The organism is Bradyrhizobium mercantei (assembly GCF_001982635.1).
Classification (GTDB): Bacteria; Pseudomonadota; Alphaproteobacteria; order Rhizobiales; family Xanthobacteraceae; genus Bradyrhizobium; species Bradyrhizobium mercantei.
Genome location: NZ_MKFI01000002.1, coordinates 1,075,360 through 1,098,818, shown reverse-complemented (window position 1 = coordinate 1,098,818; position 23,459 = coordinate 1,075,360). Strand labels below are relative to the sequence as shown.

26 protein-coding genes are annotated in these 23,459 nt (G+C 65.9%); 17 read left to right on the top strand and 9 right to left on the bottom strand.

The features are described 5' to 3' along the window. Nucleotides 1-39: 39 nt before the first annotated feature. The 4 genes from cysS to BI327_RS12720 all read left to right on the top strand — a co-directional run bounded on the left by cysS (nucleotide 40) and on the right by BI327_RS12720 (nucleotide 4,099). Entirely contained in the window at nucleotides 40-1,488 is a 1,449-nt protein-coding gene (cysS, locus tag BI327_RS12735; protein WP_076860551.1) for a cysteine--tRNA ligase, read from the top strand. After that, entirely contained in the window at nucleotides 1,485-1,991 is a 507-nt protein-coding gene (locus BI327_RS12730) for a GNAT family N-acetyltransferase (protein ID WP_076860550.1), read from the top strand. The genes cysS and BI327_RS12730 overlap by 4 nt, the downstream gene beginning before the upstream one ends. Continuing rightward, nucleotides 1,988-3,586, top strand: a complete 1,599-nt coding sequence (gene cimA / locus BI327_RS12725) for a citramalate synthase (RefSeq protein WP_076860549.1) — start codon at nucleotides 1,988-1,990, stop codon at nucleotides 3,584-3,586. The genes BI327_RS12730 and cimA overlap by 4 nt, the downstream gene beginning before the upstream one ends. Before the next feature lie 135 nt (nucleotides 3,587-3,721). Continuing rightward, nucleotides 3,722-4,099, top strand: coding sequence for a VOC family protein (locus BI327_RS12720; RefSeq protein WP_076860548.1), 378 nt, complete (start codon nucleotides 3,722-3,724; stop codon nucleotides 4,097-4,099). 150 nt (nucleotides 4,100-4,249) lie between these two features. On the opposite strand, the gene BI327_RS12715 is transcribed toward BI327_RS12720, so the two are convergent. Then, nucleotides 4,250-4,855 (bottom strand): LOG family protein, encoded by a 606-nt coding sequence (locus tag BI327_RS12715; RefSeq protein WP_076860547.1) that lies wholly within the window; start codon nucleotides 4,853-4,855, stop codon nucleotides 4,250-4,252. Nucleotides 4,856-5,068: 213 nt separating this feature from the next. On the opposite strand from BI327_RS12715, the gene BI327_RS12710 reads away from it, so the two are divergent. From BI327_RS12710 to BI327_RS12695, 4 genes are all read left to right on the top strand, one after another. Continuing rightward, the gene (locus BI327_RS12710) at nucleotides 5,069-7,057 is read left to right on the top strand and encodes an ABCB family ABC transporter ATP-binding protein/permease (RefSeq protein WP_076860546.1); all 1,989 of its coding nucleotides are present in this window, start codon (nucleotides 5,069-5,071) and stop codon (nucleotides 7,055-7,057) included. 51 nt (nucleotides 7,058-7,108) lie between these two features. Beyond that, a complete protein-coding gene (locus tag BI327_RS12705) occupies nucleotides 7,109-7,807 on the top strand; it encodes a phosphatidylserine decarboxylase (protein WP_021081990.1) in 699 nt (232 codons plus the stop codon). A 77-nt stretch (nucleotides 7,808-7,884) separates the two neighbouring features. Then, nucleotides 7,885-8,763: a CDP-diacylglycerol--serine O-phosphatidyltransferase gene (pssA, locus tag BI327_RS12700; RefSeq protein WP_076860545.1), complete on the top strand. Its 879-nt coding sequence runs from the start codon at nucleotides 7,885-7,887 to the stop codon at nucleotides 8,761-8,763. Nucleotides 8,764-9,038: 275 nt separating this feature from the next. Continuing rightward, nucleotides 9,039-9,758, top strand: a complete 720-nt coding sequence (locus tag BI327_RS12695) for an RraA family protein (RefSeq protein WP_076860544.1) — start codon at nucleotides 9,039-9,041, stop codon at nucleotides 9,756-9,758. A 61-nt stretch (nucleotides 9,759-9,819) separates the two neighbouring features. Here BI327_RS12695 and BI327_RS12690 read toward each other — a convergent pair whose 3' ends face one another. Then, nucleotides 9,820-10,440 carry a TerC family protein gene (locus BI327_RS12690; protein ID WP_076860543.1) on the bottom strand — a complete coding sequence of 207 codons (621 nt, stop codon included), beginning with the start codon at nucleotides 10,438-10,440 and terminating at the stop codon, nucleotides 9,820-9,822. 176 nt (nucleotides 10,441-10,616) lie between these two features. Then, entirely contained in the window at nucleotides 10,617-10,910 is a 294-nt protein-coding gene (locus tag BI327_RS12685; protein WP_076860542.1) for a hypothetical protein, read from the bottom strand. Between the two features lie 46 nt (nucleotides 10,911-10,956). Here BI327_RS12685 and BI327_RS42690 point away from each other — a divergent pair, with 46 nt between their 5' ends. Together BI327_RS42690 and BI327_RS12675 are read left to right on the top strand one after the other, a co-directional pair. Then, complete coding sequence (locus BI327_RS42690) at nucleotides 10,957-11,145, top strand: hypothetical protein (RefSeq protein WP_167386866.1); 189 nt, start codon at nucleotides 10,957-10,959, stop codon at nucleotides 11,143-11,145. An 86-nt stretch (nucleotides 11,146-11,231) separates the two neighbouring features. Continuing rightward, nucleotides 11,232-12,059 (top strand): SDR family NAD(P)-dependent oxidoreductase, encoded by an 828-nt coding sequence (locus tag BI327_RS12675; protein WP_076860784.1) that lies wholly within the window; start codon nucleotides 11,232-11,234, stop codon nucleotides 12,057-12,059. Here BI327_RS12675 and pdxR read toward each other — a convergent pair. Next, on the bottom strand, nucleotides 12,037-13,491 hold the full coding sequence (pdxR, locus tag BI327_RS12670; protein ID WP_076860540.1) for a MocR-like pyridoxine biosynthesis transcription factor PdxR: 1,455 nt from the start codon (nucleotides 13,489-13,491) through the stop codon (nucleotides 12,037-12,039). The two genes, BI327_RS12675 and pdxR, sit on opposite strands and share 23 nt — an antisense overlap. 89 nt (nucleotides 13,492-13,580) lie before the next feature. Here pdxR and BI327_RS12665 point away from each other — a divergent pair, with 89 nt between their 5' ends. After that, nucleotides 13,581-13,994, top strand: coding sequence for a cupin domain-containing protein (locus tag BI327_RS12665; protein ID WP_076860539.1), 414 nt, complete (start codon nucleotides 13,581-13,583; stop codon nucleotides 13,992-13,994). Then, entirely contained in the window at nucleotides 13,991-14,461 is a 471-nt protein-coding gene (locus BI327_RS12660; protein WP_076860538.1) for a carboxymuconolactone decarboxylase family protein, read from the top strand. The genes BI327_RS12665 and BI327_RS12660 overlap by 4 nt, the downstream gene beginning before the upstream one ends. A gap of 27 nt (nucleotides 14,462-14,488) precedes the next feature. Here the strand turns inward: BI327_RS12660 and BI327_RS12655 are convergent, their stop codons facing one another. The 5 genes from BI327_RS12655 to BI327_RS12635 form a co-directional block, all read right to left on the bottom strand. Then, nucleotides 14,489-15,406 carry a DMT family transporter gene (locus BI327_RS12655; RefSeq protein WP_076860537.1) on the bottom strand — a complete coding sequence of 306 codons (918 nt, stop codon included), beginning with the start codon at nucleotides 15,404-15,406 and terminating at the stop codon, nucleotides 14,489-14,491. Between the two features lie 127 nt (nucleotides 15,407-15,533). After that, on the bottom strand, nucleotides 15,534-16,082 hold the full coding sequence (locus tag BI327_RS12650; protein WP_076860536.1) for a GrpB family protein: 549 nt from the start codon (nucleotides 16,080-16,082) through the stop codon (nucleotides 15,534-15,536). 55 nt (nucleotides 16,083-16,137) lie between these two features. Beyond that, nucleotides 16,138-16,734 carry a DUF2889 domain-containing protein gene (locus tag BI327_RS12645; protein ID WP_076860535.1) on the bottom strand — a complete coding sequence of 199 codons (597 nt, stop codon included), beginning with the start codon at nucleotides 16,732-16,734 and terminating at the stop codon, nucleotides 16,138-16,140. Nucleotides 16,735-16,826: 92 nt separating this feature from the next. Then, nucleotides 16,827-18,383, bottom strand: coding sequence for a long-chain-fatty-acid--CoA ligase (locus BI327_RS12640; RefSeq protein ID WP_076860534.1), 1,557 nt, complete (start codon nucleotides 18,381-18,383; stop codon nucleotides 16,827-16,829). After that, nucleotides 18,313-19,113 (bottom strand): TetR/AcrR family transcriptional regulator, encoded by an 801-nt coding sequence (locus BI327_RS12635; protein ID WP_076860533.1) that lies wholly within the window; start codon nucleotides 19,111-19,113, stop codon nucleotides 18,313-18,315. The genes BI327_RS12640 and BI327_RS12635 overlap by 71 nt, the downstream gene beginning before the upstream one ends. Nucleotides 19,114-19,208: 95 nt before the next feature. Between BI327_RS12635 and BI327_RS12630 the strand changes: the two genes are divergently transcribed. From BI327_RS12630 to BI327_RS12610, 5 genes are all read left to right on the top strand, one after another. Beyond that, on the top strand, nucleotides 19,209-20,393 hold the full coding sequence (locus BI327_RS12630) for a lipid-transfer protein (protein ID WP_076860532.1): 1,185 nt from the start codon (nucleotides 19,209-19,211) through the stop codon (nucleotides 20,391-20,393). Between the two features lie 8 nt (nucleotides 20,394-20,401). After that, entirely contained in the window at nucleotides 20,402-20,857 is a 456-nt protein-coding gene (locus tag BI327_RS12625) for a MaoC family dehydratase N-terminal domain-containing protein (RefSeq protein WP_076860531.1), read from the top strand. Continuing rightward, on the top strand, nucleotides 20,854-21,258 hold the full coding sequence (locus BI327_RS12620) for a MaoC family dehydratase (protein WP_076860530.1): 405 nt from the start codon (nucleotides 20,854-20,856) through the stop codon (nucleotides 21,256-21,258). The genes BI327_RS12625 and BI327_RS12620 overlap by 4 nt, the downstream gene beginning before the upstream one ends. Before the next feature lie 9 nt (nucleotides 21,259-21,267). Continuing rightward, complete coding sequence (locus BI327_RS12615) at nucleotides 21,268-22,095, top strand: SDR family NAD(P)-dependent oxidoreductase (RefSeq protein WP_076860529.1); 828 nt, start codon at nucleotides 21,268-21,270, stop codon at nucleotides 22,093-22,095. Between the two features lie 185 nt (nucleotides 22,096-22,280). Continuing rightward, complete coding sequence (locus BI327_RS12610; protein WP_076860783.1) at nucleotides 22,281-23,426, top strand: acyl-CoA dehydrogenase family protein; 1,146 nt, start codon at nucleotides 22,281-22,283, stop codon at nucleotides 23,424-23,426. The last annotated feature ends 33 nt before the right edge of the window (nucleotides 23,427-23,459 follow it).

Genomic DNA, 23,459 nt, shown 5'->3' with positions numbered 1-23,459 from the left:
AGAATCACTGGACGCCCGGCCGCGAGGGACAGGTGATCCATGGAATTGCGCCTCTACGATACGTTGACCCGGGAAAAGCGGCCCTTCGTGCCGCTCGATGCCAACAATGTCCGCATCTATGCCTGCGGACCGACGGTCTATGACTTCGCCCATATCGGCAACGGCCGCGCGGCCATTGTCTTCGATGTGCTGTTCCGCGTGCTGCGCTATCGCTACGGCACCGGCCACGTGACCTATGTCCGCAACATCACCGACGTCGACGACAAGATCAACGTTCGCGCCGCGCGGGATTATCCCGGCGTGCCGCTGAATGAGGCGATCCGCAAGGTCACCGAGCTGACCTATCAGCAGTATCAGGACGACGTCACGGCGCTGGGCTGCTTGCCGCCCACCGTGCAGCCGCGCGCGACCGAGCACATCCCGGAGATGCGCGCGATCATCGAGAAGCTGGTCGCCGGCGGTTTTGCCTATGTCGCCGAGGATCACGTGCTGTTCTCGCCGCAGGCGATGAACGCGGTCAATTCGGTGCTGCCGCGCTACGGCGCGCTGTCGAAGCGCTCGCTCGACGAGATGATCGCGGGCGCTCGCGTCGACGTCGCGCCCTACAAGCGCGACAACACCGACTTCGTGCTGTGGAAGCCGTCGAAGCCGGGCGAGCCGTCCTGGCCGTCGCCGGCAGGCATTGCGGTCGAGGGCCGGCCCGGCTGGCACATCGAGTGCTCGGCGATGGCCTGGAAGCATCTCGGCGAGAAGTTCGACATCCATGGCGGCGGCATCGACCTGGTGTTCCCGCACCATGAGAACGAGCTCGCGCAGACCTGCTGCGCGTTCCACACCGACCGCATGGCCAATGTCTGGATGCACAACGGCTTCCTGCAGATTGAAAGCGAGAAGATGTCGAAGTCACTCGGCAACTTCTTCACGATCCGCGATCTGCTGGCCGATTGGCCCGGCGAGGTGCTGCGGTTGAGCATGCTCAAGACGCACTACCGCTCGCCGCTCGACTGGACGCTGAAGGCCCTCAAGGAGAGTGAGAAAACGATCGAGGAATGGCATGAGATTCTCGGCCAATCGGGCAGCGACGCCGCGAACTTGGATAGCAGCAATCGGGAAATCTACCCTCCGCTCATCGAGGCTCTCTATGACGATCTGAACACCGCGAAAGCGATCGCAGAGGTTCACAGTCTTCGTTCCGCCGTCGTCCACAGTGCCGGCAAAGGGGACGTCACCGCTTTCGGCGACGTGCTCGAGCTGCTTGGCTTGTATCGGGGTGTCAATATTGCGCAGCAAGCCCGTGAGTTGCGGCAGCTTGATGTTGATCTAGTCAAGGTCAATGAACTGATCGCCGAGCGCACCGCGGCGCGGGCACGCAAGGACTTCAAGGAGTCCGACCGCATTCGCGACGAACTCGCCGCGATGGGCGTGGCGATCAAGGATGGCAAGGATGCCGACGGTAAACCGCTGACCACCTGGGAGGTCGCGCGATGAGCCGTTCCGCACCCGCACTGCGCCCCTATCTGCCCGACGACGCAGCCGTCCTGGCGGCGATCTTCGCGGCGTCGATCATGGACCTGACCGGCGACGATTACAGCGAGGCGCAGCAGGAAGCCTGGGCGATGGCCGCCGACGACGAGCAGGCGTTCGGCAAGAAGCTCGCCGGCCAGCTGACGCTGATCGCGACCTTGCAGGGCGCGCCGGTCGGCTTCGCCTCGCTCAGGGGTGCCGACCACATCGACATGCTCTACGTGCATCCGAGCGCGGTCGGGCAGGGCGTCGGCGCCGCGCTGTGTGATGCGCTGGAGAAGATCGCGAGCGCCCGCGGCACCAAGACTCTGAAGGTCGATGCCAGCGACACCGCGCTCGAATTCTTCCGCAAGCGCGGCTACGTCGCGCAGCAGCGCAACTCGGTCACCATCGGCGACGAATGGCTCGCCAACACCACGATGCAGAAGACGCTCGACGGCGTTGCCGCGCCCGGAGGCCACGCATGAGCCGCGAGCGCCTCTATCTGTTCGATACCACGCTGCGCGATGGCGCGCAGACCAACGGCGTCGACTTCACGCTGCAGGACAAGCAGGTGATTGCAGGCATGCTCGACGCGCTCGGCATCGACTATGTCGAGGGCGGCTATCCCGGCGCCAATCCGACCGACACCGAGTTCTTCAGCAGGAAGCCCGCCTTCGACCACGCGCGCTTCACCGCGTTCGGCATGACGCGGCGGCCGGGCCGCTCGGCGTCGAACGATCCCGGGCTCGCCGCCATCCTCGAGGCCAAGGCGGACGCGATCTGCTTCGTCGCCAAATCCTCCGCCTATCAGGTCCGGGTCGCGCTCGAGACCACGAACGAGGAGAACCTTGCTTCGATCCGCGACAGCGTCGCGGCCGCGAAGGCGCTCGGCCGCGAGGTGATGGTCGATTGCGAGCATTTCTTCGACGGCTACAAGGAGGACCGCGACTACGCGCTCGCCTGCGCCAGGGCTGCTTACGAGGCCGGTGCACGCTGGGTGGTGCTGTGCGACACCAATGGCGGCACCATGCCGCATGAGATCGAGACCATTGTCACCGATGTCGTCACGCAGGTGCCCGGCGCCCATGTCGGCATCCACGCCCATAACGACACCGAGCAGGCGGTGGCCAATTCGCTCGCCGCGGTCCGCGCCGGCGCGCGGCAGATCCAGGGCACGCTCAACGGCCTCGGCGAGCGCTGCGGCAACGCCAATCTCTGCTCGCTGATCCCGACCCTGAAGCTGAAGCAGGAGTTCGCCGAAAAGTTCGAGATCGGCGTCACCACCGAGAAGATGGCGACCTTGATGAAGGTGTCGCGCACGCTCGACAACATGCTGAACCGCGCGCCCAACCGCCATGCAGCCTATGTCGGCGAGAGCGCCTTCGTCACCAAGACCGGCATCCATGCCTCCGCGGTGCTGAAGGATCCGCAGACCTATGAGCATGTGCTGCCGGATGCCGTCGGCAACCACCGCAAGGTGCTGGTGTCGGATCAGGCCGGCCGCTCCAACGTGATGGCCGAGCTCGACCGCGCCGGCATCGCCTATGACAAGAGCGATCCGCGGCTGACGCGGCTGGTCGAGGAGTTGAAGGAGCGCGAGGCCGCGGGCTTCGCCTATGAATCCGCCAACGCCTCGTTCGATCTGCTGGCGCGCCGCACGCTCGGCAAGGTGCCGGAATATTTCACGGTCGAGCAGTTCGACGTCAATGTCGAGCAGCGCTACAACGCCAACGGCCAGCGCGTCACCGTCGCGCTCGCGGTGGTGAAGGTCGACGTCGACGGCGAGCGGCTGATCTCGGCCGCCGAAGGCAACGGCCCGGTCAACGCGCTCGATCTGGCGCTGCGCAAGGATCTCGGCAAGTACCAGAAATACATCGATGGCCTGAAGCTGATCGATTTCCGCGTGCGTATCCTCAATGGCGGTACCGAGGCGATCACGCGCGTGCTGATCGAAAGCGAGGACGAGACCGGCGAGAGCTGGATCACGGTCGGCGTTTCGCCCAACATCATCGACGCCTCGTTCCAGGCGCTGATGGATTCGGTGTTTTACAAGCTGGTGAAGTCGGGCGCGCAGGCGTAGCTGGCTGCAACGAAAACAGGCGTCGTCGTTGCGAGGAACTGTAGCCCGGATGAGCGAAGCGACATCCGGGACCGCTCTCGATACTTCCCCGGATGTCGCTGCGCTCATCCGGGCTACAGGTGCGGGGAGGAGCCCATGATCGACCACGTCTCCGTCGGTGTCCGCGATTTCGAACGCGCCGCGCGGTTCTATGAGCCAACGCTGGCTGCGCTTGGCCTCTCCCGTCTCGTCACCCGGCCGGCGACGATCGGCTTCGGCAAGGCCTATCCCGAATTCTGGATCAATCTGCGCGCCACGATGGCGCACGTTGCGCATGAGAGCGGCACCCACATCTGCCTGCGCGCGAAGACCACCGCCGAGGTCGATGCCTTCCATGCCGCCGCGCTGGCTTCCGGCGGCCTCTCCGATGGCCCGCCCGGCCTGCGCCCGCATGACCGCGTGCGCTATTATGCGGCCTTCGTGCTCGACCCCGACGGCAACCGCATCGAGGCCGTGACGTTTCCGAGCGAGTGAGGTTGGCTTCCGCTGCCAGTCCGTCGTCCTGAGGTGCGAGCGGAGCGAGCCTCGAAGGGCGAACGGCCACCAGCCGGGCCGTGCATGCTTCGAGACGGCCGCGTTGCGGCCTCCTCAGCATGACGGGGATAGTCTGGCGAGTTCGAACGATCAGAGCCGCCGCGCGACTTCCGGCGCGAGCTCCTTCGCGGCCGCCGGCTTGCCGGCCACTGCTGAACGCAGCCGCGGCAGGATCTCGTCGACGCGGTCGGCCATCAGGACGCTGATCGGCAGCGTCGGGCGGATGAACTCGGTGGTCCGCATATGGTTCAGCAGCGAGAGCAGCGGCTCCCAGAAATTGTCGATGTTGGCGAGCAGGATCGGCTTGTGGTGACGGCCGAGCTGCTGCCAGGTCAATTGCTCGACCAGCTCCTCCAGCGTGCCGATGCCGCCGGGCAGCGCGACGAACGCATCCGAGCGTTCGAACATCAGCCGCTTGCGCTCGTGCATGTCGGGCGTGACGATCATCTCCTGGACCGAGGTCAGCGCGTTCTCGCGCGCGCGCAGGAATTCCGGAATGATGCCGGTAACGGAGCCGCCATGATCGAGCGTGGATTTGGCAACCGCGCCCATCAGGCCGATCGAGCCGCCGCCATAGACCAGGCGCACGTTGTTTTCGGCAAAGGTCTTGCCGAGTGCGACGGCAGCTTCAACGAAGCGGGGATTGTTACCGGGGCCGGAGCCGCAATAAACACAGACAGTCTTGATTTGGTTCATACGATCCTTGTGGCACTGCAGCGTAAACAGGGTCAAGACTCCCATATGGGGATTGAGAGCCAAAAAAACCCGTAAATTCCCGCGAATCGCGAACAATTTTCGTCATAAGCCTGTACGCCGCGTTCAAACGATCTATATGACGGGCACAATGGGAAATCGTGGAAAAGATGTGGCAGCGGACCGCCGCGCCGTGACCGCGCAGGCCGGCTCCTGATGGTGCCGCCGCAACAAACCGTGACCGGTGCCGCACAGCCCACGGCCACGACGACGCCGGGCGAGAAGGGCACGCTGGTCGGCACGCTGGTTCATCTCTGGCCGTATATCTGGCCCGGCGATCGCGCCGATCTGAAGATGCGCGTGATCTGGTCGGTGGTGCTGCTGCTGTTCGCCAAGCTCGCGACGCTGTCGGTGCCGTTCACCTTCAAATGGGCGATCGACGCGCTGAACGGCGCGGGCTCGGCGCCGGTCGAGCCGTCGAACTGGGTGCTGTGGCTGATCGCCTCGCCGGTGCTGATGACGATCAGCTACGGCGCGGTGCGCATCATCATGGCGGTGCTGACGCAGTGGCGCGACGGCATCTTCGCCCGCGTCGCGATGCATGCGGTGCGGCGGCTCGCCTACATCACCTTCGTTCACATGCACGAGCTGTCGCTGCGCTTCCATCTCGAGCGCAAGACCGGCGGTCTGACCCGTGTGCTGGAGCGCGGCCGCTCCGGGATCGAGACCATCGTGCGGATGGTGATCCTGCAGCTGATCCCGACCATCGTCGAGGTCACGCTGCTGGCAGCGGTGCTGCTCTGGCAGTTCGACTGGCGCTACGTGCTCGCGGTGCTGCTCACGGTCGTCGTGTTCATGTACTACACCTACATCGCGACCGAGTGGCGGATCGAGATCCGCCGCAAGATGAACGATTCCGACACCGAGGCGAACACCAAGGCGATCGACTCGCTGCTCAACTACGAGACGGTGAAATATTTCGGCGCCGAGGAGCGTGAGGCGCGGCGCTATGACCGCTCGATGGAACGCTACGAGCAGGCCAGCGTGAAGACCTATACCTCGCTGGCCGTGCTCAACACCGGGCAGGCGATCATCTTCACGGCGGGGCTGACCGCGACCATGCTGATGTGCGCGTTCGGGATCCGCAACGGCACCCACACCGTCGGCGATTTCGTGCTGATCAACTCGATGATGATCCAGCTCTATCAGCCGCTGAATTTCATGGGCATGGTCTATCGCGAGATCAAGCAGGCGATTATCGATATCGAGAAGATGTTCGACGTGCTGGCGCGCGATCCCGAGGTCAAGGACATTCCGGGCGCGAAGCCGCTCGCGGTGTCCACAGGCAGCGTGCGCTTCGAGGACGTCCGTTTCGCCTACGAGTCCGACCGGCCGATCCTGAAGGGCCTGAGCTTCGAGGTGCCGGCCGGCAAGACGGTCGCGATCGTCGGTCCCTCCGGCGCCGGCAAGTCGACGATCTCGCGGCTGTTGTTCCGGCTCTACGACGTCTCATCTGGCCGCATCCTGATCGACGGCCAGGACATCAAGACCGTGACGCAGGCCTCGCTGCGCTCGGCGATCGGCATGGTGCCGCAGGACACGGTGCTGTTCAACGACACCATCCGCTACAACATCCGCTACGGCCGCTGGGATGCCGGCGACGACGAGGTGGAGGAGGCGGCGCGGCTGGCGCAGATCGACGGCTTCATCCGGATGTCGCCGCAGGGCTACGAGACCCAGGTCGGCGAGCGCGGCCTGAAACTCTCCGGCGGCGAGAAGCAGCGGGTCGCGATCGCGCGCACGGTGCTGAAGGCGCCGCCGATCCTGGTGCTGGACGAGGCGACCTCTGCGCTGGACAGCCACACCGAGCACGAGATCCAGGGCGCGCTGGAGCGGGTCTCGCGCAACCGTACTTCGCTGGTGATCGCGCACCGGCTCTCGACCATCGTCGGCGCGGACGAGATCATCGTGCTGGACCAGGGCCGGATCGCCGAGCGCGGCACCCACGCGCGGCTTTTGGCCGCCGACGGTCTCTACGCCAGCATGTGGAACCGGCAGCGCGAGGCCGAGGAGGCCCGCGAACGGCTCGCCCAGGTCGACGATGACGGCACGGCCCCGAATCGCCTGCCGCCAACAGTGGCCGAATCCTCGGAGGATTCCACCCCCGTTGCGGGTGAGAAACCCTTGCCGACCGCCGCGGAATAGTCGATTTAGGGCGTCTCCCGCCGCAGGGGCGGGGTACCACAGCGAGTTCTGATGTCGATCGCCAATTCCATCCGCGCGCAGATCCCGCCGATCCACCCCGAGGGCTATCCCTTCATCGGTGGCTTCGCTCTGGCGAGCCTGATCCTGTTCTGGATCTGGACCCCGCTCGGGTGGATCGGGACGCTGCTCACGGTCTGGTGCGCGCTGTTCTTCCGCGACCCGGTGCGGGTGACGCCGCTGCGCGACGGCATCGTGGTGTCGCCGGCCGATGGCCGCGTCTCCATGGTGGTGCAGGCGCTGCCGCCTGCCGAGCTCGGCCTCGGCGACAAGCCGCTGCCGCGGGTCTCGGTGTTCATGAGCGTGTTCAACTGCCACGTGAACCGCAGCCCGGTGGCCGGCCGCATCGACCGCATCGCCTACCGGCCCGGCGCTTTCATCAATGCCGAGCTCGACAAGGCGAGCGAGGACAATGAGCGCAATTCGCTGGTCATCTCGAGCTCGAACGGCCGCATCGGCGTGGTGCAGATTGCGGGCCTGGTGGCGCGCCGCATCGTCTGCTTCGTCAAGGAAGGCCAGTCGATCGGCGCCGGCGAGCGTTTCGGCCTGATCCGCTTCGGCTCGCGGCTCGACGTCTATCTGCCCGAGGGCACCAAGGCGCTGGTTTCCGAGGGGCAGACCGCGGTCGCCGGTGAGACCATCCTGGCGGATTTCCGTGGCGCCGATCCGGGCCGCACCTACCGCGCCGATTAACTCTGTTTCTTCAGGTCAATAAGCCGGTTTCCGCGCCAATGGCGGAGCGGGGCCATGCTTGCTATATTTCGCGGACCATGACCCCATTCGATAACAATTCCAGCGAGCTGCGCCGCCGCCGGTTCCGCCCGATCCCGGTGCGGATGCTGGTGCCGAACATGATCACGCTGCTGGCGATCTGCGCCGGCCTCACCGCGATCCGGCTCTCGACGGAAGGGCGGATGGAGCTCGCAGTCGCCGCCATCGTGTTCGCCGCGATCCTCGACGGCATCGACGGCCGCGTCGCCCGCATGATCAAGGGCCAGTCGAAATTCGGCGCCGAGCTCGACAGCCTCGCCGACTTCGTCAATTTCGGCGTCGCGCCGGGCCTGATCCTGTATTTCTGGCAGCTGCATGAGCTGAACAATGGCGGCTGGATCGCCGCAATGGTGTTCGCGATCTCCGGCGGCCTGCGCCTGGCGCGCTTCAACGCCTCGATCGACGATCCGAACAAGCCCGCCTTCGCCGCGAATTACTTTACAGGCGTGCCGGCACCGGCCGGCGCGATCACGGTGCTGCTGCCGATCTATCTCGCCTTCCTCGGCGTGCCGATGCCGCCGGCGACGCTGACTGCGTTCTACACGCTGTTGATCGCCTTCCTGATGGTGTCGCGCCTGCCGGTGTTCTCCGGCAAGACCGTGAAAATGCGCGTGCCGCCGGAGATGGTGCTGCCGGTGTTCGTCTCGGTGGTGTTCTTCGTCGCGCTCCTGATCGGCTATCCCTGGCACATCCTGTCGGCGGGCTCGGTGCTGTACCTGATCAGCCTGCCCTGGGGCTGGAAGTCCTATCGCGACCAGGAACGCCAGCTTGCGGCGCAGACACAAGCGGCGAGTGCACCGGCGCCGGCCGCGGCTGCTCCCTACACGGCGCCGGTTGCGGATACGGACCACGACGACCGTCCGACGCATCTTCATTGAGCGCGCCAACTTCCTGACCCGTCATCCCCGCGCAAAGGCTTCGCCTTTGTCGCTGGAGGTGCGAGCCCTTGCGAGCCTCGAAGGATGCACGGTCCGGCCTGTGGCCGTCGACCCTTCGAGACGCGCGTTCCGCGCTCCTCAGGGTGACGGTGATAGAGCTGCGTGAGTCTACTCTCCCAAATATCAGCCATGAGCGGGCCTCGGTTGGGTTCGCCCCTGATCTCGGCTATAGGCTGGAACGGCCCGCGAACGCCAAAAATCAGGAGAGAAACGCCGTGACGACATCCGCTTCCGCCCCGCTGCCTGCTTCCGTCCTCGAGGCGTTGGCGCGCTATGACACGCCGACGATCTGCAACGCGATGGAGATCGTGGCACCTGAGCGCCGTCTGATCGGCTACACCGTGAAGCCGCTGGTCTGCCCGTTTCCGACCTTGCCGCCGATCGTCGGTTATGCGCGCACGGTCGCGATCCGCTCGGTGCTGAAATCCGGCCTCTCGGCCGAGGAGCAGTCGAAGCGCCGCATCGACTATTACGAATATGTCGGCACCGGTTTCGGTCCGCGCATCTCGGTCATCCAGGACATCGACGGTCCCGACGTCGGCTACGGCGCGTTCTGGGGCGAGGTGCAGAGCGCCGTGCACAAGGCGCTCGGCTGCCTCGGTGTCATCACCGATGGCTCGATCCGCGACATCCCGCAATGGGCGCCGGGCTTCCAGGCGCTGGCCGGCTCGATCGGCCCGTCGCATGCCTGGGTGCATGCCGAGAGCTTCGGCGGCGAGGTCCGCGTCGCCGGCATGACGGTGCGCTCCGACGATCTGATCCACGCCGACAGCCACGGCGCGATCGTGATCCCCTATGAGATCGCGGCCAAGCTGCCGGAGGCCGCCGAACTCTGCGGCCGCCGCGAGACCCCGATCCTCGACATCGCGCGCAGCAAGGATTTCACGCTCGAGAAGCTGAAGGACGCGCTGAAGCGCTCGTCGGAAATCCACTGACGCACCGCGTGTTATCGATGTGCGAAGCGGCGGGCCGAAAGGGCCCGCCGTTTTGCTTTCGTCAGACCGGCGCGACCTTGGCGATCTCGTTCGCGCCGCGAATGGTCATATCGACGGCGACATAGAGGATCACCGCGAGGCCGACATAGGCGATCCAGCGGTGGTTCTGCAGCAGCCGCGCGATGAAGGTGGCGGCCGCGCCCATCATCGCGATCGAGAGCGCCAGCCCGAACACCAGCACGATCGGCTGCTCGCGCGCCGCGCCCGCGACCGCCAGCACATTGTCGAGCGACATCGAGACGTCGGCGACGATGATCTGGGTGGTGGCCTGCCACAGCGTCTTGCGCTGACCGTCCGCGCCGTAGGTGCCGTCCACGTCGGCGGTCTCGTGCGTGGTGGCGCGCAGCTCGCGCCACATCTTCCAGCACACCCACAGCAGCAGGATGCCGCCGGCCAGCAGCAGGCCGACGATCTGCATCAGTTGCGTGGTGACCAGCGCGAACAGGATGCGCAGCAGCGTCGCGGCGCCGATGCCGATCAGGATCGCCTTGCCGCGCTGTTTCGCCGGCAGGCCCGCCGCGGCAAGGCCGATCACGACGGCGTTGTCGCCGGCCAGCACGAGGTCGATGACGACGACTTGCAGCAAGGCGCTGAGCGCGTCGAGTGAGAGCAGTTCGGACATGGATCATGTTCCCCTTGAGGTCGGGGAGCGGACCGTTTCGACGAAAGTGGATTTGCCGTCATGCCGACGGCGAATCCGCCACGACGTCGTCACGTCGCGGGTCGAAGCAGGGCCACTCCAACTGAGTTCCAGTCCGACATCGCAGCTTGTGGCTGCCAGAGGGGCCCGGCCTGGGATTACGGTCGTGATACCGGACGAAGCGCCGCTTCCTCTTCGAAGAACAGCGCCGCCTGATCCGGCTCGCCGAGGATCGCCGCAGCACACCCCATGAAGGTGAATGCGCCGGCAAAATCCCACAGCGTGAGGTTCGCCACGCTCGTGCGCACGTGGATCACGCGCGCGGCAACCGCGGCAATGGCTGCCTCGGCGAACAACAACAGGCTGAGCGCGGGCAGCACGAGTGCGGGCTCAACCAGGCGAAGCGTCAGGACAATCGGCAGCGCTGTCAGCACTGCGAACAACAGGAGCATGCCAAATGGCTCCAACGCGGGAGCCTTCCGGGAGAACCTGTCTGGAATGGTCGAGGACATTCCAAATCCTTGCCAAATCCTGCCGATCCTGGCGGTGTCGTTCATCCCGACGTTATCAGAAAGCGTTTGCCTTGACGCGCGGCGCGGCGCCGCGCGACCGCTCGCCGCGCGACAGACTGTACGCCTCGTGGTCATGGCGGAGGACGGGCCATTTCGGCGCGATTTGGGGGCCTGATGGCGCCGTGGGATGCCATGGCAAACTCCACGCCGCACCTTTATCTTTGCTGGCAGCGTTGGGCGAACGATCGAAAGGCGATTTCGATGAATATGGCAGGCAAGACGGTGCTGATCACCGGTTCCACCGATGGCGTCGGCCGCTACGTCGCGATGAAGCTGGCGTCGGCCGGCGCCCGGGTCCTGATCCACGGCCGCGACACCAAGCGGGCGCAGACCCTGGCCGACGAGATCAAGCGGGTCAGTGGCCGCGAGCCGATGTTCTACCAGGCCGACCTGTCCTCGCTCGCCGAGGTCCGCGAATTCGCCCAGCTGGTACTCGACGACCAGGAGCGCCTCGACGTGTTCGTCAGCAACGCCGGCATCGGTTCGCAGAACGAGGGCCCGGCGCGGCAGACCAGCAAGGACGGCCACGAGCTGCGCTTTGCCGTCAATTATCTCGCTGGCTTCCTGCTCGCGCACCTTCTGCTGCCGCGGCTGAAGGCGAGCACGCCGGCGCGCATCGTCAACGTCGCCTCGCTCGGCCAGCACCCGATCGATTTCGGCGACGTGATGATCACGAAGAACTACAGCGGCGCCCGTGCCTATTCGCAGAGCAAGCTGTCGCAGATCATGTTCACCATCGATCTTGCCGCGGAGCTCGAAGGCACCGGCGTCACCGTCAATTCGCTGCACCCGGCGACCTATATGAACACCACGATGGTGCGCGCCAGCGGCGCCACGCCGATCTCGACGGTCGAGCAGGGCGGCGAGGCCATCCTGCGTCTGGTCCAGGACGATGACGTCGCCGGCCGGAGCGGGCTGTTCTTCGACGGCAAGCGCGAGGCCCGCGCCCATGCGCAGGCCTATGACGCCGAGGCGCGCAAGCGGCTGCGGGCGTTGAGTCTTGCGCTTACGGGCTTGCGGGCTTCCTGACGCGCCGCGAGGTTGCCGCGCCATCGCCGCGATCTTGGCTGCGGATCGCCTCGAACAGGCGCTTGCATGCGGCCGGAACGCCGCGATCGGGCACGGTGGCAATGCCGAGCAGCAGGCCGGACTGCGCCCGCTTCGGTGAAAAATACCAGGGCGAAAGCGGAGCGGGCGCGAGGCCGTGCGCAAGCACCTGCCTTACGATTTCGATATCGTTGGCCTTGTCCGGCAGCGGCAGCATCACCGCGAGGCCGGCGACCTGCACGTCGTTGCTCCACGTGCGCAGCGCCGATGTCAGCGCGTCGCGGCTGTCGCAATAGACCCGCTTGGTTCGCCGCAGGTGGCGGATGTAGTGGCCGTCGCGCATGAACTCCGCGGTGGAAAGCTGCACGGCCGGTCCGGGGGCAGGGACGAGGCACGTCGCCACATCGGCGAACTGCGCCGCCACGTGCTCGGGCGCAACCAGGAAGCCGAGCCGCAGCGTCGGCGAGATCGTCTTGCTGAACGAGCCGAGATGGATCACGCGGCCGGCGCGATCAAGCGAGGCGAGCGCGGGCGCGGCGCGGCCGTCGAGCTGCAACTCGCCGAGGTAATCATCCTCGATGATCCAGGCGCCGGTTTGCGCGGCCCAATCGAGCAACTGCGCGCGGCGGGTCGGCGATAGCGGCGGGCCGAGCGGCGCCTGCTGTCCCGGCGTCACGACCGCAAGCGCCGCGTCGGGCGCGTACTTGATGCCGTGGTCGACATCGAGGCCGTGGGCATCGACGGGGATCGGGACGACATCAAGCCGCCCGAGCTCGAGCCCCTTTCGGGTCAATGGAAATCCCGGGTCTTCCATCCATGCGCGGTGGCCTTCCAGGCCGAGCACGCGCAGCGCAAGGCCAAGGCCGCCGCTGAAACCCGAGGTGATGACGATCTGCGCGGGCGAGCATTCGAGTCCGCGCGCGATCGCGAGGTGAGCTGCGATCTCGCGCCGCAAATCGAGCTCGCCACGGGGATCGGTGGTGCGCGTCACTGCGCTCAATTCTGCCCGCACGGCGCGTGCACGGATCCGCGCCAGCAGCTTGGCGGGCAGTGAATCCTGCGCCGGCACGCCCATCCGGAAGATGCCTTCGCCGGTGAGGTCCTGAAACAGCTCCACGACCGAGCCGGGTGCGACCGGCGTGTCGGGCTTGGCGGCTTTCTCTGGCCGCTTCGCAACCGTCGTACCGTTCGCCTTCGACGACACGATGTGCTGGGCGTCCGACAGCTTGTCGTAGGCGGCCCGCACCGTGCCGCGCGCAACGCCGAGCTGCGCGGCGAGGTCGAGCCATGACGGCAGCCGGGCGCCCGGCAGCAGCACGCCATTGTCGATCGCTGTCACGATCGCCTTGCGGATCTGCTCCGAGAGCGGCGTTTTGGCCGAGCGGTCGAGCGCGATGGGAAGCGGATTGGCCATGTCCCGTGGTACACCAATTCGGTTCGTTCTTGGTGCTTCTTTTCGGGCCCCTCCACCCGCATCTATCCGATAGCAATGGAGGCAATCAGATGAAGATTTTACTGCCAGTTGTGATGACCTGCGCGGTGCTTGCGACCCCCGCGATGGCGATGGAAACGGTGACGCCGAAGTTCGAGCATGCGATCACGAACATTCCCGGCAAGTCGCTGGTCGCGGCCGAGGTCGACTTCGCGCCGGGCGAGCCCTCGGCGCCGCACCATCACGCCAAGTCGGGCTTTCTCTATGTCTACGTCCTCCAGGGCGCGATCGAGAGCCAGGTCGAGGGCGAGGCCGCGCCGCACATCTATCGCGCCGGAGACAGCTTCTTCGAGGCGCCCGGTGCGCATCACGTGCTCGGGCGCAATGCCAGCGCGACCGAACCGGCCAAACTGCTCGCGGTGTTCGTCGTCGACAGCAACGACAAGGCACTGACTGTCTACGACAAGGAAGGACACAAGCAATGAGCATGCGCATCGATTACAGCAAGGCCGCGCCCGCGGGCATCAAGGCGCTCGGTGGCGTCTATGGCTACATCACGCAAAGCGGCCTCTCGGCGAAGCTGATCGAGCTGGTCTATCTGCGGATCTCGCAGATCAACGGCTGCGCCTATTGCCTCGACATGCACACGCGCTCGCTCCTGAAGATGGGCGTCAAGACCGAGAAGCTGGCGCTGCTGCAGGTCTGGCGCGAGGCGGAGGCGCTGTTCGACGCCGAGGAGCGCGCGGCGCTGGCCTGGGCCGAGACCGTCACGCGCGTGGCAGAGACCGCGATCCCGGATGAAGACTATCGGGCCGCGCGGATCGTGTTCGACGAGAAGCAACTGGTCGACCTGACCATCGCGATCGGTCTGATGAACACCTACAACCGGATCGCGATCGGCTTCCGCAACCCGCCGCAGGCCGTAGCCGAGCACGCCGCCGCCGCGGCGTGATCGGGATGCGAGGGCGGCCGCTATCCTCTAACTCTGACGTTGCGCGAGATAGAATCCCGCCAATACGGTGACCAATCCCGCCGCCTGTACCGTGGTCGGTGGCTCGCCAATCAGGAGCCATCCCAACAACAAGGTCAGCACCGGGACGGTCGCGGGAAAGACGGCTGCGCGGGCAACGCCGAGCTGCTGGATCGACAGCGCGAACAAATACATGGCTGCGGGGCCGGCCAGGATACCCTGGGCGGCCGCTTGCAGCGCATTTTCGGTCAGCCCGATGGCGGCATCGCGAGCAAGGCCTCCCGAGGCGGCATAGAGCGGAAACAGCGAGAGCGACAACACGCTGATGACCGTGGCCACCGAGAATGCAGACACACGCCAATAGCGCACCAGCGTGGCGAAGCCTGCGAACATCAATCCGGTCGTGACAAAGATCAGATCGCCGATCACGGCGCTCGATCCCATATGGCCGATCGACTCGCTGCCGATCACGGCAAGCCCGACAACGATGGCTGCGGCACCGGCGACCCGGGAGAGCGAGATCGATTCCTTCAGTAAGACAACCGCGAGAAACAGCCCGCCCAGGGTCGCGCAGGAAGGCTGAATCACGCTGCCGTGCCCCAGAGGCACGAACATGAAGCCGGTATAGCTGATCAGCGACATCACCGGTCCGCCCAGCAGCATCAGCGCCATGCCGCGGCCCCATCCGATGCCGCACAGATTTCGCAGGCCGGCGCGGAGCACGAGCGGGATGAACACGATGCCCGACCACAGGAAGCGGTGCATCAAGAGGTCCACGGGCGTGAACCCGACTTTCAGGCCGTGCCGGGTCGCCACGAAGCCGAGCGCCCAGCAAAGCGCTGCGCCGAGGCCACTTGCGACCCCGAGCAGGATGGCTTTCGTGTCTGGAAGGGCCGCGGCCTTGGTGCCGGCCGTATGTTCGCTCATGCCGGACGACTACGTGAGCTCGCGACGCGGATCAACCCATTGCGATGCAGGGCAGCGTGGCGCGGTGTCTGATTGCGAGATCATCTCGGACGATGAAGGGTGTCGGCTTGCGGGGACCGCTTGTGCTTCAATGTTCCGCCGCCGCGCGCCATGCGCGCGCCTTGGCTGTTGTCTCTTCGACGAAGGCGGTTTTGCCGTTTCGATAGGCCCCGATGTTGTCCTTTGACGAGGCCGCAAGGGCCCGCTTGATGTCGGCGTAGGCGCGGGCCGCCTCGGGGTGTGCGCGAAGATAGTCGCGAAACACCACCAATGCCTCCCAACGCGGCTGCGACGGCTCCATTACATGCAGGTGGTGGGTCCACGGCCCCGGCGGTCCCTTGCGGAAGAACAGCTCACCGGGGATCCATGAGGCGTATTCCGGGACATAAATGTAGCCGAGCGCCTCGATCGGCTCGACGCATCGTTGCGTCGCCTCTTCGAGGCTGGGCACACCGACCAGCAGGTCGATGATGGGCTTCGACGGCAGGCCTGGAACGGCCGTGCTGCCGACATGCTCGATCGCCAATGCGAACGCGCCGAGCGCCTGCGCGATCCGCGCGCGCTCCTGCGCGAACAGGGTGGGCCAATTGGGGTCGTAGTCGGTGACGACGATCGACCCGGCGCCGTACTTCTCCACGCTTACCCCCTGATGCTTCCCGCAGCGTATCACGCGCGCGGCGGGCGGGCACCACTCACGGACCCTGCTTGGCCTCGACAGGATTTTTCGCGAACTGCGGAAATGTCTCGGCGACGACGGGCCCATCCAGCCGCCACGAATAGCAGCCGCCGACGAAGAATGGCGGCTCGGTGACGTCACGCTGGTGATCCAGCGCGCCGCGGCCCTGCGGGTCCTTGCCCGAGGTCGCGGTCTGGAACAGCGTCGTCACCGCGGGACCGAGCAGCTCGGCGAGATGGGTGCAGGTCTCGAGCTTGCCGATCTTGCGGCGAACCAGCTCGCGCCAGCCCTTGCCGATGCGCTCGCCGACCAGGCGCTGCAAAATGCCCTCGACGTCGAGGCAGGACGGGTAGGGCGTCGCGGCCATATTGGTGCCGGTCTCGCGGATCGTGAAACTGTCGTCGACCGCGAGCCGCAGGCGGATGTCATGCACGGGATCCTCGGGCTGCTGCAGGCCGCGATGCTTGTCCTGCCGCGCATAGGGCTTGGTGTCGACCAGCCGCGCCTCGACTTCCCACAGCCCGTCGTCGCGGAGATAGCCGAGGCATTCGACGGAGCGGCGGTGCATCAGGCGGCGGGGCTTGCCGTCGGCATTGGTATCGGGTGCGGACATCGGAACTCGCTGGATTGAATCTAGGATCGATCCAATCGGCCGCGCGCGCCGATGTCAACGGCCGCCGGTGAAGCGGCGCCATGCGGCGCGCGTCAACTGACGCGCCGCTCGCGGTTTTCCCAATACGGCTTGCGCAGCTCGCGCTTCAGGATCTTGCCGGCGCCGGAGAGCGGCAACGGGGTCGACGTGACGTCGACGCTGCGCGGGCACTTGTAGCCGGCGATCAACGTATGGCAGTGCTCCATCAGCTCGTCCGGAGTGGCGCTGGCGCCGCTCTTCATCACCACCACGGCGTGGACTTGCTCGCCCCAGCGCTCGCTCGGGATGCCGATCACGGCGCATTGCGCCACTGCCGGATGCTGGGCCAGCGCGTTCTCGACCTCGGCCGAATAGACGTTCTCGCCGCCGGAGATGATCATGTCCTTGACGCGGTCGACGACGTAGACGAAGCCGTCCTCGTCCATGTAGCCGCCGTCGCCGGTGTGCATCCAGCCGTCGATCACGGCGCGCGCGGTCTCCTCCGGTCGCTCCCAATAGCCCATCATCACCATATCGCCGCGCACCGCGATTTCGCCGACGGTGCCGAGCGGCACGACCTGGTCCAAGGCGTCGACGATCTTCACTTCGGCGCCGAGCGTGGCGCGGCCGGCGCCGCGATGCCGGCCCTTGGCGCGGCCGTCGCCGATATGTTCCTTCCAGTGCAGCAGCGTCGCGATCGGCGACAGCTCGGTCATGCCGTAAGCTTGCGTGAATTCGACATGCGGCAGCGCCTTCATCGCGCGCATCAGCACGGCGTCGCTGATCACGGAAGCGCCGTAGGCGATCCGCTTCAGCGACGACAGATCGTAATTGCCGAGCGTCGGGTGGTCGACGAACATCTGGATCATGGTCGGCACCAGCAGCACGTCGGTGATGCGCTCCTTCTGCACGGCGGCCGCGACGCCGTCGGGCGTAAAGCCCTGGATCACGACGTTGGAGCCGCCCGACAGCAGCACCGAATACATCGCCGCACCGTTGGCGAGGTGGAACATCGGCGCGGCGTGCAGGTAGATCGTGCTGCTCGGCCACAGGCCTTCGCCGAGCGCGTTGAGCGCATTGGCCATCAGATTGCCGTGGCTCAGCATCACGCCCTTGGAGCGGCCGGTGGTGCCGCCGGTGTAGAAGATGCCGGCGAGATCGTCGCGCGCGCGCATCGCATCCGGCATCGGCTCGCTGCGCGCGATCAGCGTCTCGTAATTCTCCATGCCTGCCGGCGTGTCGCCTTCGTCGGCATAGACCAGCTTGAGGCCGGGGATGGCGCCTGCCAGCGCCGTGCCGACCGGGGCGAACGCCTTGTCGACGAACAGGATCGTCGCGCGGCAGTCGCGCAGCGCATCCTCGTTCTCGATCGGCGACCAGCGGATGTTGAGCGGCACGATCACGGCGCCGGCCCAGCCGACCGCCAGATACAGCTCGAGATAGCGGTCGGAGTTCAGCGACAGGATCGCGACGCGGTCGCCATTGTCCGCGCCAAGGCTGCGGATCGCGGAGGCGAGGCGGGCGACGCGGTTGCCGACCTCGCGCCAGTTGCGCCGCCGCTCACCGCAGACGACCGCGAGCCCGTTTGGATTGACCTGCAGCGCGCGCCGCAGTCCGTGTGTGATGTTCACTCGTCTCCTCCCTTGATGCGTTTCCCTTGCGAGGCGGTTTGTCCGCCTTCTCTGCAGCCGGAACGGCTGCTTTGCGCATTGTTGTCTTGCGCGTTGATGTTGTGGCGATGCCCTCGGTGAGGCGGATCGCGAATTCCTCGGCGACGGCGCGGCCGGTCATTTCACCGCCGGGCTGGAACCAGTGACCGATCCAGTTCAGCGAGCCTGCAATGGCAAAAGCCGCGAGCTTCGGGTCGCAGGGTTTCACCGAACTGTCCGCGACGCCCTGTGCGATATAGTCGCGGAACGCGCGGTCGATGCGTCGTTTGGCTGTCTGCACGATCTTGCGATTGGCCTCGCTGAGATCGCGGAGATCAAAGCGGACCAGGCTCTTGCCGTAGTCCGCGGTCATCAGCTCGGCATAGCGGACGATCAGCTTGCGCAGTTTGCTGAGGCCGCTGCCGGTGCTCGCCGAAGTCTCGGCGATGCAGTCGTCGACCAGTTCATTGCCGATCGACCAGCATTCGTAGAGGATCTCGTCCTTGCCGCGGAAGTAGTTGTAGAGCGCGGGCTTGGTGATGTTGAGCCGCTTGGCGACCTCATTCAGCGTGGCGCGGTGATAGCCCTGCTCCAGGAACAGGGCGACGGCCGTGCGCAGCACCGCCTCGCGCTTCTCGTCGCGGGCGCGGCGCCGGCTTTCGAACGGCAGCCAGGGGGACTCGTTGCTGGGAGAGGAGGAGCGGGCGTCCATCGCGTCGGTTGTTGTCGCATTGACTCCGGAAGATCGCCCGTATATTACCCATGGGTAATAAATAGTCCAGTGGGTAATTTTCGGGAGGACACGCGATGACGTCACGCACCTATGTTGCCGGGGTCGGCATGATCCCGTTCGTCAAGCCGGGCGCCAATGCGCCGTATCATGTGATGGGCGCCGAAGCCGCGAAGCTCGCGCTCGCTGATGCCGGTCTCGACTACGGCAAGGTGCAGCAGGCCTATGTCGGCTATGTCTATGGCGACTCCACCTGCGGCCAGCGCGCGCTCTATCCGGTCGGCATGACCGGCATCCCGATCGTCAACGTCAACAACAACTGCTCGACCGGTTCGACCGCGCTGTTCCTGGCGCGGCAGGCGATCGAGTCCGGCGCCGCCGATTGCGTGATGGCGCTCGGCTTCGAGCAGATGAAGCCCGGCGCGTTAGGGGCCGTGTTCACCGACCGCCCCAGCGCGTTCGACGATTTCGATGCCGCCGCCGACAAACTGGTCGACGCGCCCGGCGTGCCGCTGGCGCTGCGCTATTTCGGTGGCGCCGGCCTCAGCCACATGAAGAAATACGGCACACCGCTGTCCGCCTTCGCCAAGGTGCGTGCCAAGGCGAGCCGCCATGCCAAGAACAATCCGCTGGCGCTGTTCCGGAAAGAAGTCACCGCCGACGACGTGATGAACGACCAGGTGATCTGGCCCGGCGTGATGACGCGGCTGATGGCGTGCCCGCCGACCTGCGGCGGGGCGGCTGCGATCCTGGTCTCCGAGAAATTCGCCGACCAGCACGGCCTCAACAAGAGCGTCCGCATCGCGGCGCAAGCGATGACGACGGACACGCCGTCGACCTTCGGTGCTGATGACATGATGCAGGTGGTCGGCTACGACATGGCGCGCGATGCCGCCAACAAGGTCTATGAGGCCGCCGGCATCGGGCCCAAAGATCTCGACGTCGTCGAGCTGCACGACTGCTTCGCCCACAACGAGCTGATCACCTATGAGGGGCTCGGCCTGTGCGGGCAGGGCGAGGCCACCAAGTTCATCGACGACGGCGACAATACTTACGGAGGCAGGATCGTCACCAATCCGTCTGGCGGCCTGCTGTCGAAAGGCCATCCGCTCGGCGCCACCGGCCTTGCGCAGTGCTACGAGCTGACCCGGCAGCTGCGCGGCACCGCGGCGGCGACCCAGGTCGAGGGCGCGCGGCTTGGGCTGCAGCACAATCTCGGTCTCGGCGGCGCCTGCGTCGTGACGCTCTACGAACGCGCCTGAGGCCGCCTATGGTCGATCAATCCGCTGTCGGGCGTAGCTTCACGCCCGTGACCGCGCGCGTCGAGCCGGGGCGCCTGCGCTTCTTCCTCGACACGCTCGGCGAGACCAATCCGGTCTATCGTGACGAGGCGGCCGCGCAGGCGGCGGGCTTCACGGCGGCGCCGGTGCCGCCGACCTATCTGTTCTGCCTCGAGATGATGGACGCGACCGTGCCGTTCGAGTTCTTGACCGCGCTCGGCATCGATCTCGCCCGCGTGCTGCACGGCGAGCAGCGCTTCGACTATCACGCCCCCGTGGTGCTCGGCGACACCCTGACCTTCCATCCGCGGGTCACGAGCGTGACCGACAAGAAGGGCGGGGCGATGACGCTGATCGTGGTTGACACATCAGTCACCAACCAGAACGGCGTCCATGTCGCCGATGTCTCGCGCACCATCGTGGTGCGCAATGCGAGGCCGTCATGAGCAGCTCTCCTGCGGTCGGAGACCGCATCGTCCACAAGGCGTTTCCGCCGATCACTCGCCATCGCCTCGCGCTGTATTGCGGCGCGTCCGGCGATCACAACCCGATCCATGTCGATATCGATTTCGCGAAAGCGGCCGGCTTCCCCGACGTGTTCGCGCACGGCATGCTGGTCATGGGCTATCTCGGCCAGGCGCTGACCGATGCGGTCGCGCCGGCCCGGATCCGCTCGTTCTCGACCCGTTTTGCCGCGATCACCCAGCTCGGCGCGACGCTGACCTGCGAAGGCACGGTGACCGAATTGATCGAGCAGGGCGGCGAGAAGCGCGCCAAGCTCGCGCTCACGACCACGGATCAGAACGGCGAGATCAAGCTCGCCGGTGAAGCGATCATCGCGCTGTAGGGAGAAACCATGTCCAAACTGAAAGGAAAAGTCGCGCTCGTCTCCGGATCGGGCCGCGGCATCGGGCGCGCGATTGCGCTGAAGCTCGCGAGCGAGGGCGCGCGCGTCGTGGTCAATGACCTCGATGCCGAGCCGGGCAACGCCGTCGTCGCCGAGATCAAGGCCATGGGCGGCGAGGCAATCGCGGTCAATGGCAGCGTGACCGAGGCCGGCTTTGCCGATCGTTTCGTCGGCGCCGCCATCGAGCAGCTCGGCGGCCTCGACATCATCGTCAACAATGCCGGCTACACTTGGGACTCGACGATCCAGAAGATGACCGACGAGCAGTTCCAGGCGATGCTCGACGTCCATCTGGTCGCTCCGTTCCGCATCATGCGCGCGGCGTCGGAGCCGATCCGGGTGATGGCAAAGAAGGAGGTCGAGGCGGGCCGCGAGGTGTTCCGCAAGGTCGTCAACATCTCATCGATCGCCGGCCTCTACGGCAATGCCGGGCAGGCCAGCTATTCTTCCGCAAAGGCCTCGCTGATCGGGTTGACGCGCACGATGTGCAAGGAGTGGGGCCGCTACAAGGTCAACGTCAATTGCGTGGCGTTCGGTCTGATCAACACCCGCCTGACCCAACCGATCGAGACCCAGCAGAAGACCATCGACGTCGCCGGCCGTGACATCAAGGTCGGCGTGCAGCCGCAGATGCTGGAGGCGATGGGCCGCATGATCCCGCTCGGCCGCGGCGGCACGCCGGAAGAGGCGGCAGACGCGGTCTATCTGTTCTGCGCCCCGGAATCGAATTACATCAGCGGTCAGGTGATCGTCGCCGGCGGCGGTCTGATCGTTTAGTCTGGTTGCGTCACAGCGCGTCGTGGTGCCTCCCCGTCATTGCGAGGAGCGATAGCGACGAAGCAATCCATCGTCCCGCACATGCGGTCAGATGGATTGCTTCGCTTCGCTCGCAATGACGGGGGATAGGTCGTGGTTGTCGGCACAGGCCGTTTAAGACGCATAGAACGAACAAAGAGGGAATGATGCACTACCGATCGTCCTGGATGACCGAGGAGCTGGACACCTTCCGCGACCAGTTCCGCAAATTCCTCGCCAGGGACCTGGCGCCGCACGCCGAGACATGGCGCGCGCAGAAGCTGGTCGACCGCTCGGCCTGGCGCGCGCTCGGCGAGATGGGCGCGTTGCTGCCGAGCGTGCCGGAGGCCTATGGCGGCCTCGGGACCACCTTTGCCTATGACGCGGCCGTGCTCGACGACCTCGAGAGCACCGTCCCCGAATTGACGACCGGCGTCTCCGTGCATAGCGCGATCGTGGCGCACTACATCCTCAACTACGGCTCGGAGGAGCAGAAAAAGCGCTGGCTGCCGAAGATGGCGTCGGGCGAGATGGTCGGCGCCATTGCGATGACCGAGCCCGGCACCGGCTCCGACCTGCAGGCCGTCAAGACCACGGCGAAGAAGCAGGGCAATTCCTACGTCATCAACGGCCAGAAGACGTTCATCACCAACGGCCAGGCCGCCGATCTCGTGATCGTGGTGGCGCGCACCGGCGCGCCGGGCGCCAAGGGCATTTCGCTGATCGTCGTTGAAACCGCCGGCGCCGAGGGCTACCGGCGCGGCCGCAACCTCGACAAGATCGGCCTGCACGCCTCGGACACCTCGGAGCTGTTCTTCGACAACGTCGCCGTGCCGCCGGAGAACCTGCTCGGCGGTGAGGAGGGCAACGGCTTCGTGCAGCTGATGCAGCAATTGCCGCAAGAGCGGCTGTCGCTCGCGATCGGCGCCGTCGCCTCGATGGAGCGTGCGGTGAGGATCACCGCCGACTACACCAGGGAGCGCACCGCGTTCGGCAAGCCGCTGATCGAATTCCAGAACACCGCGTTTACGCTCGCTGAGCGCAAGACCGAGGCGATGATCGCCCGCGTGTTCGTCGACTGGTGCGTCGAGCGGCTGGTCGCCGGCGACCTCGACACCGTCACGGCGTCGATGGCGAAATGGTGGTGCTCGGAAAAGCAGGTCGAAACCGCGGACGAATGCCTGCAACTGTTCGGCGGCTACGGCTACATGCAGGAATATCCTATCTCGCGGATGTTCATCGATTCCCGCATCCAGAAGATCTATGGCGGCACCAACGAGATCATGAAGGTCCTGATCGCGCGCTCGCTGTAGGGTTTCGTTGCGCCCCCGCTCCGTCATGCCCAG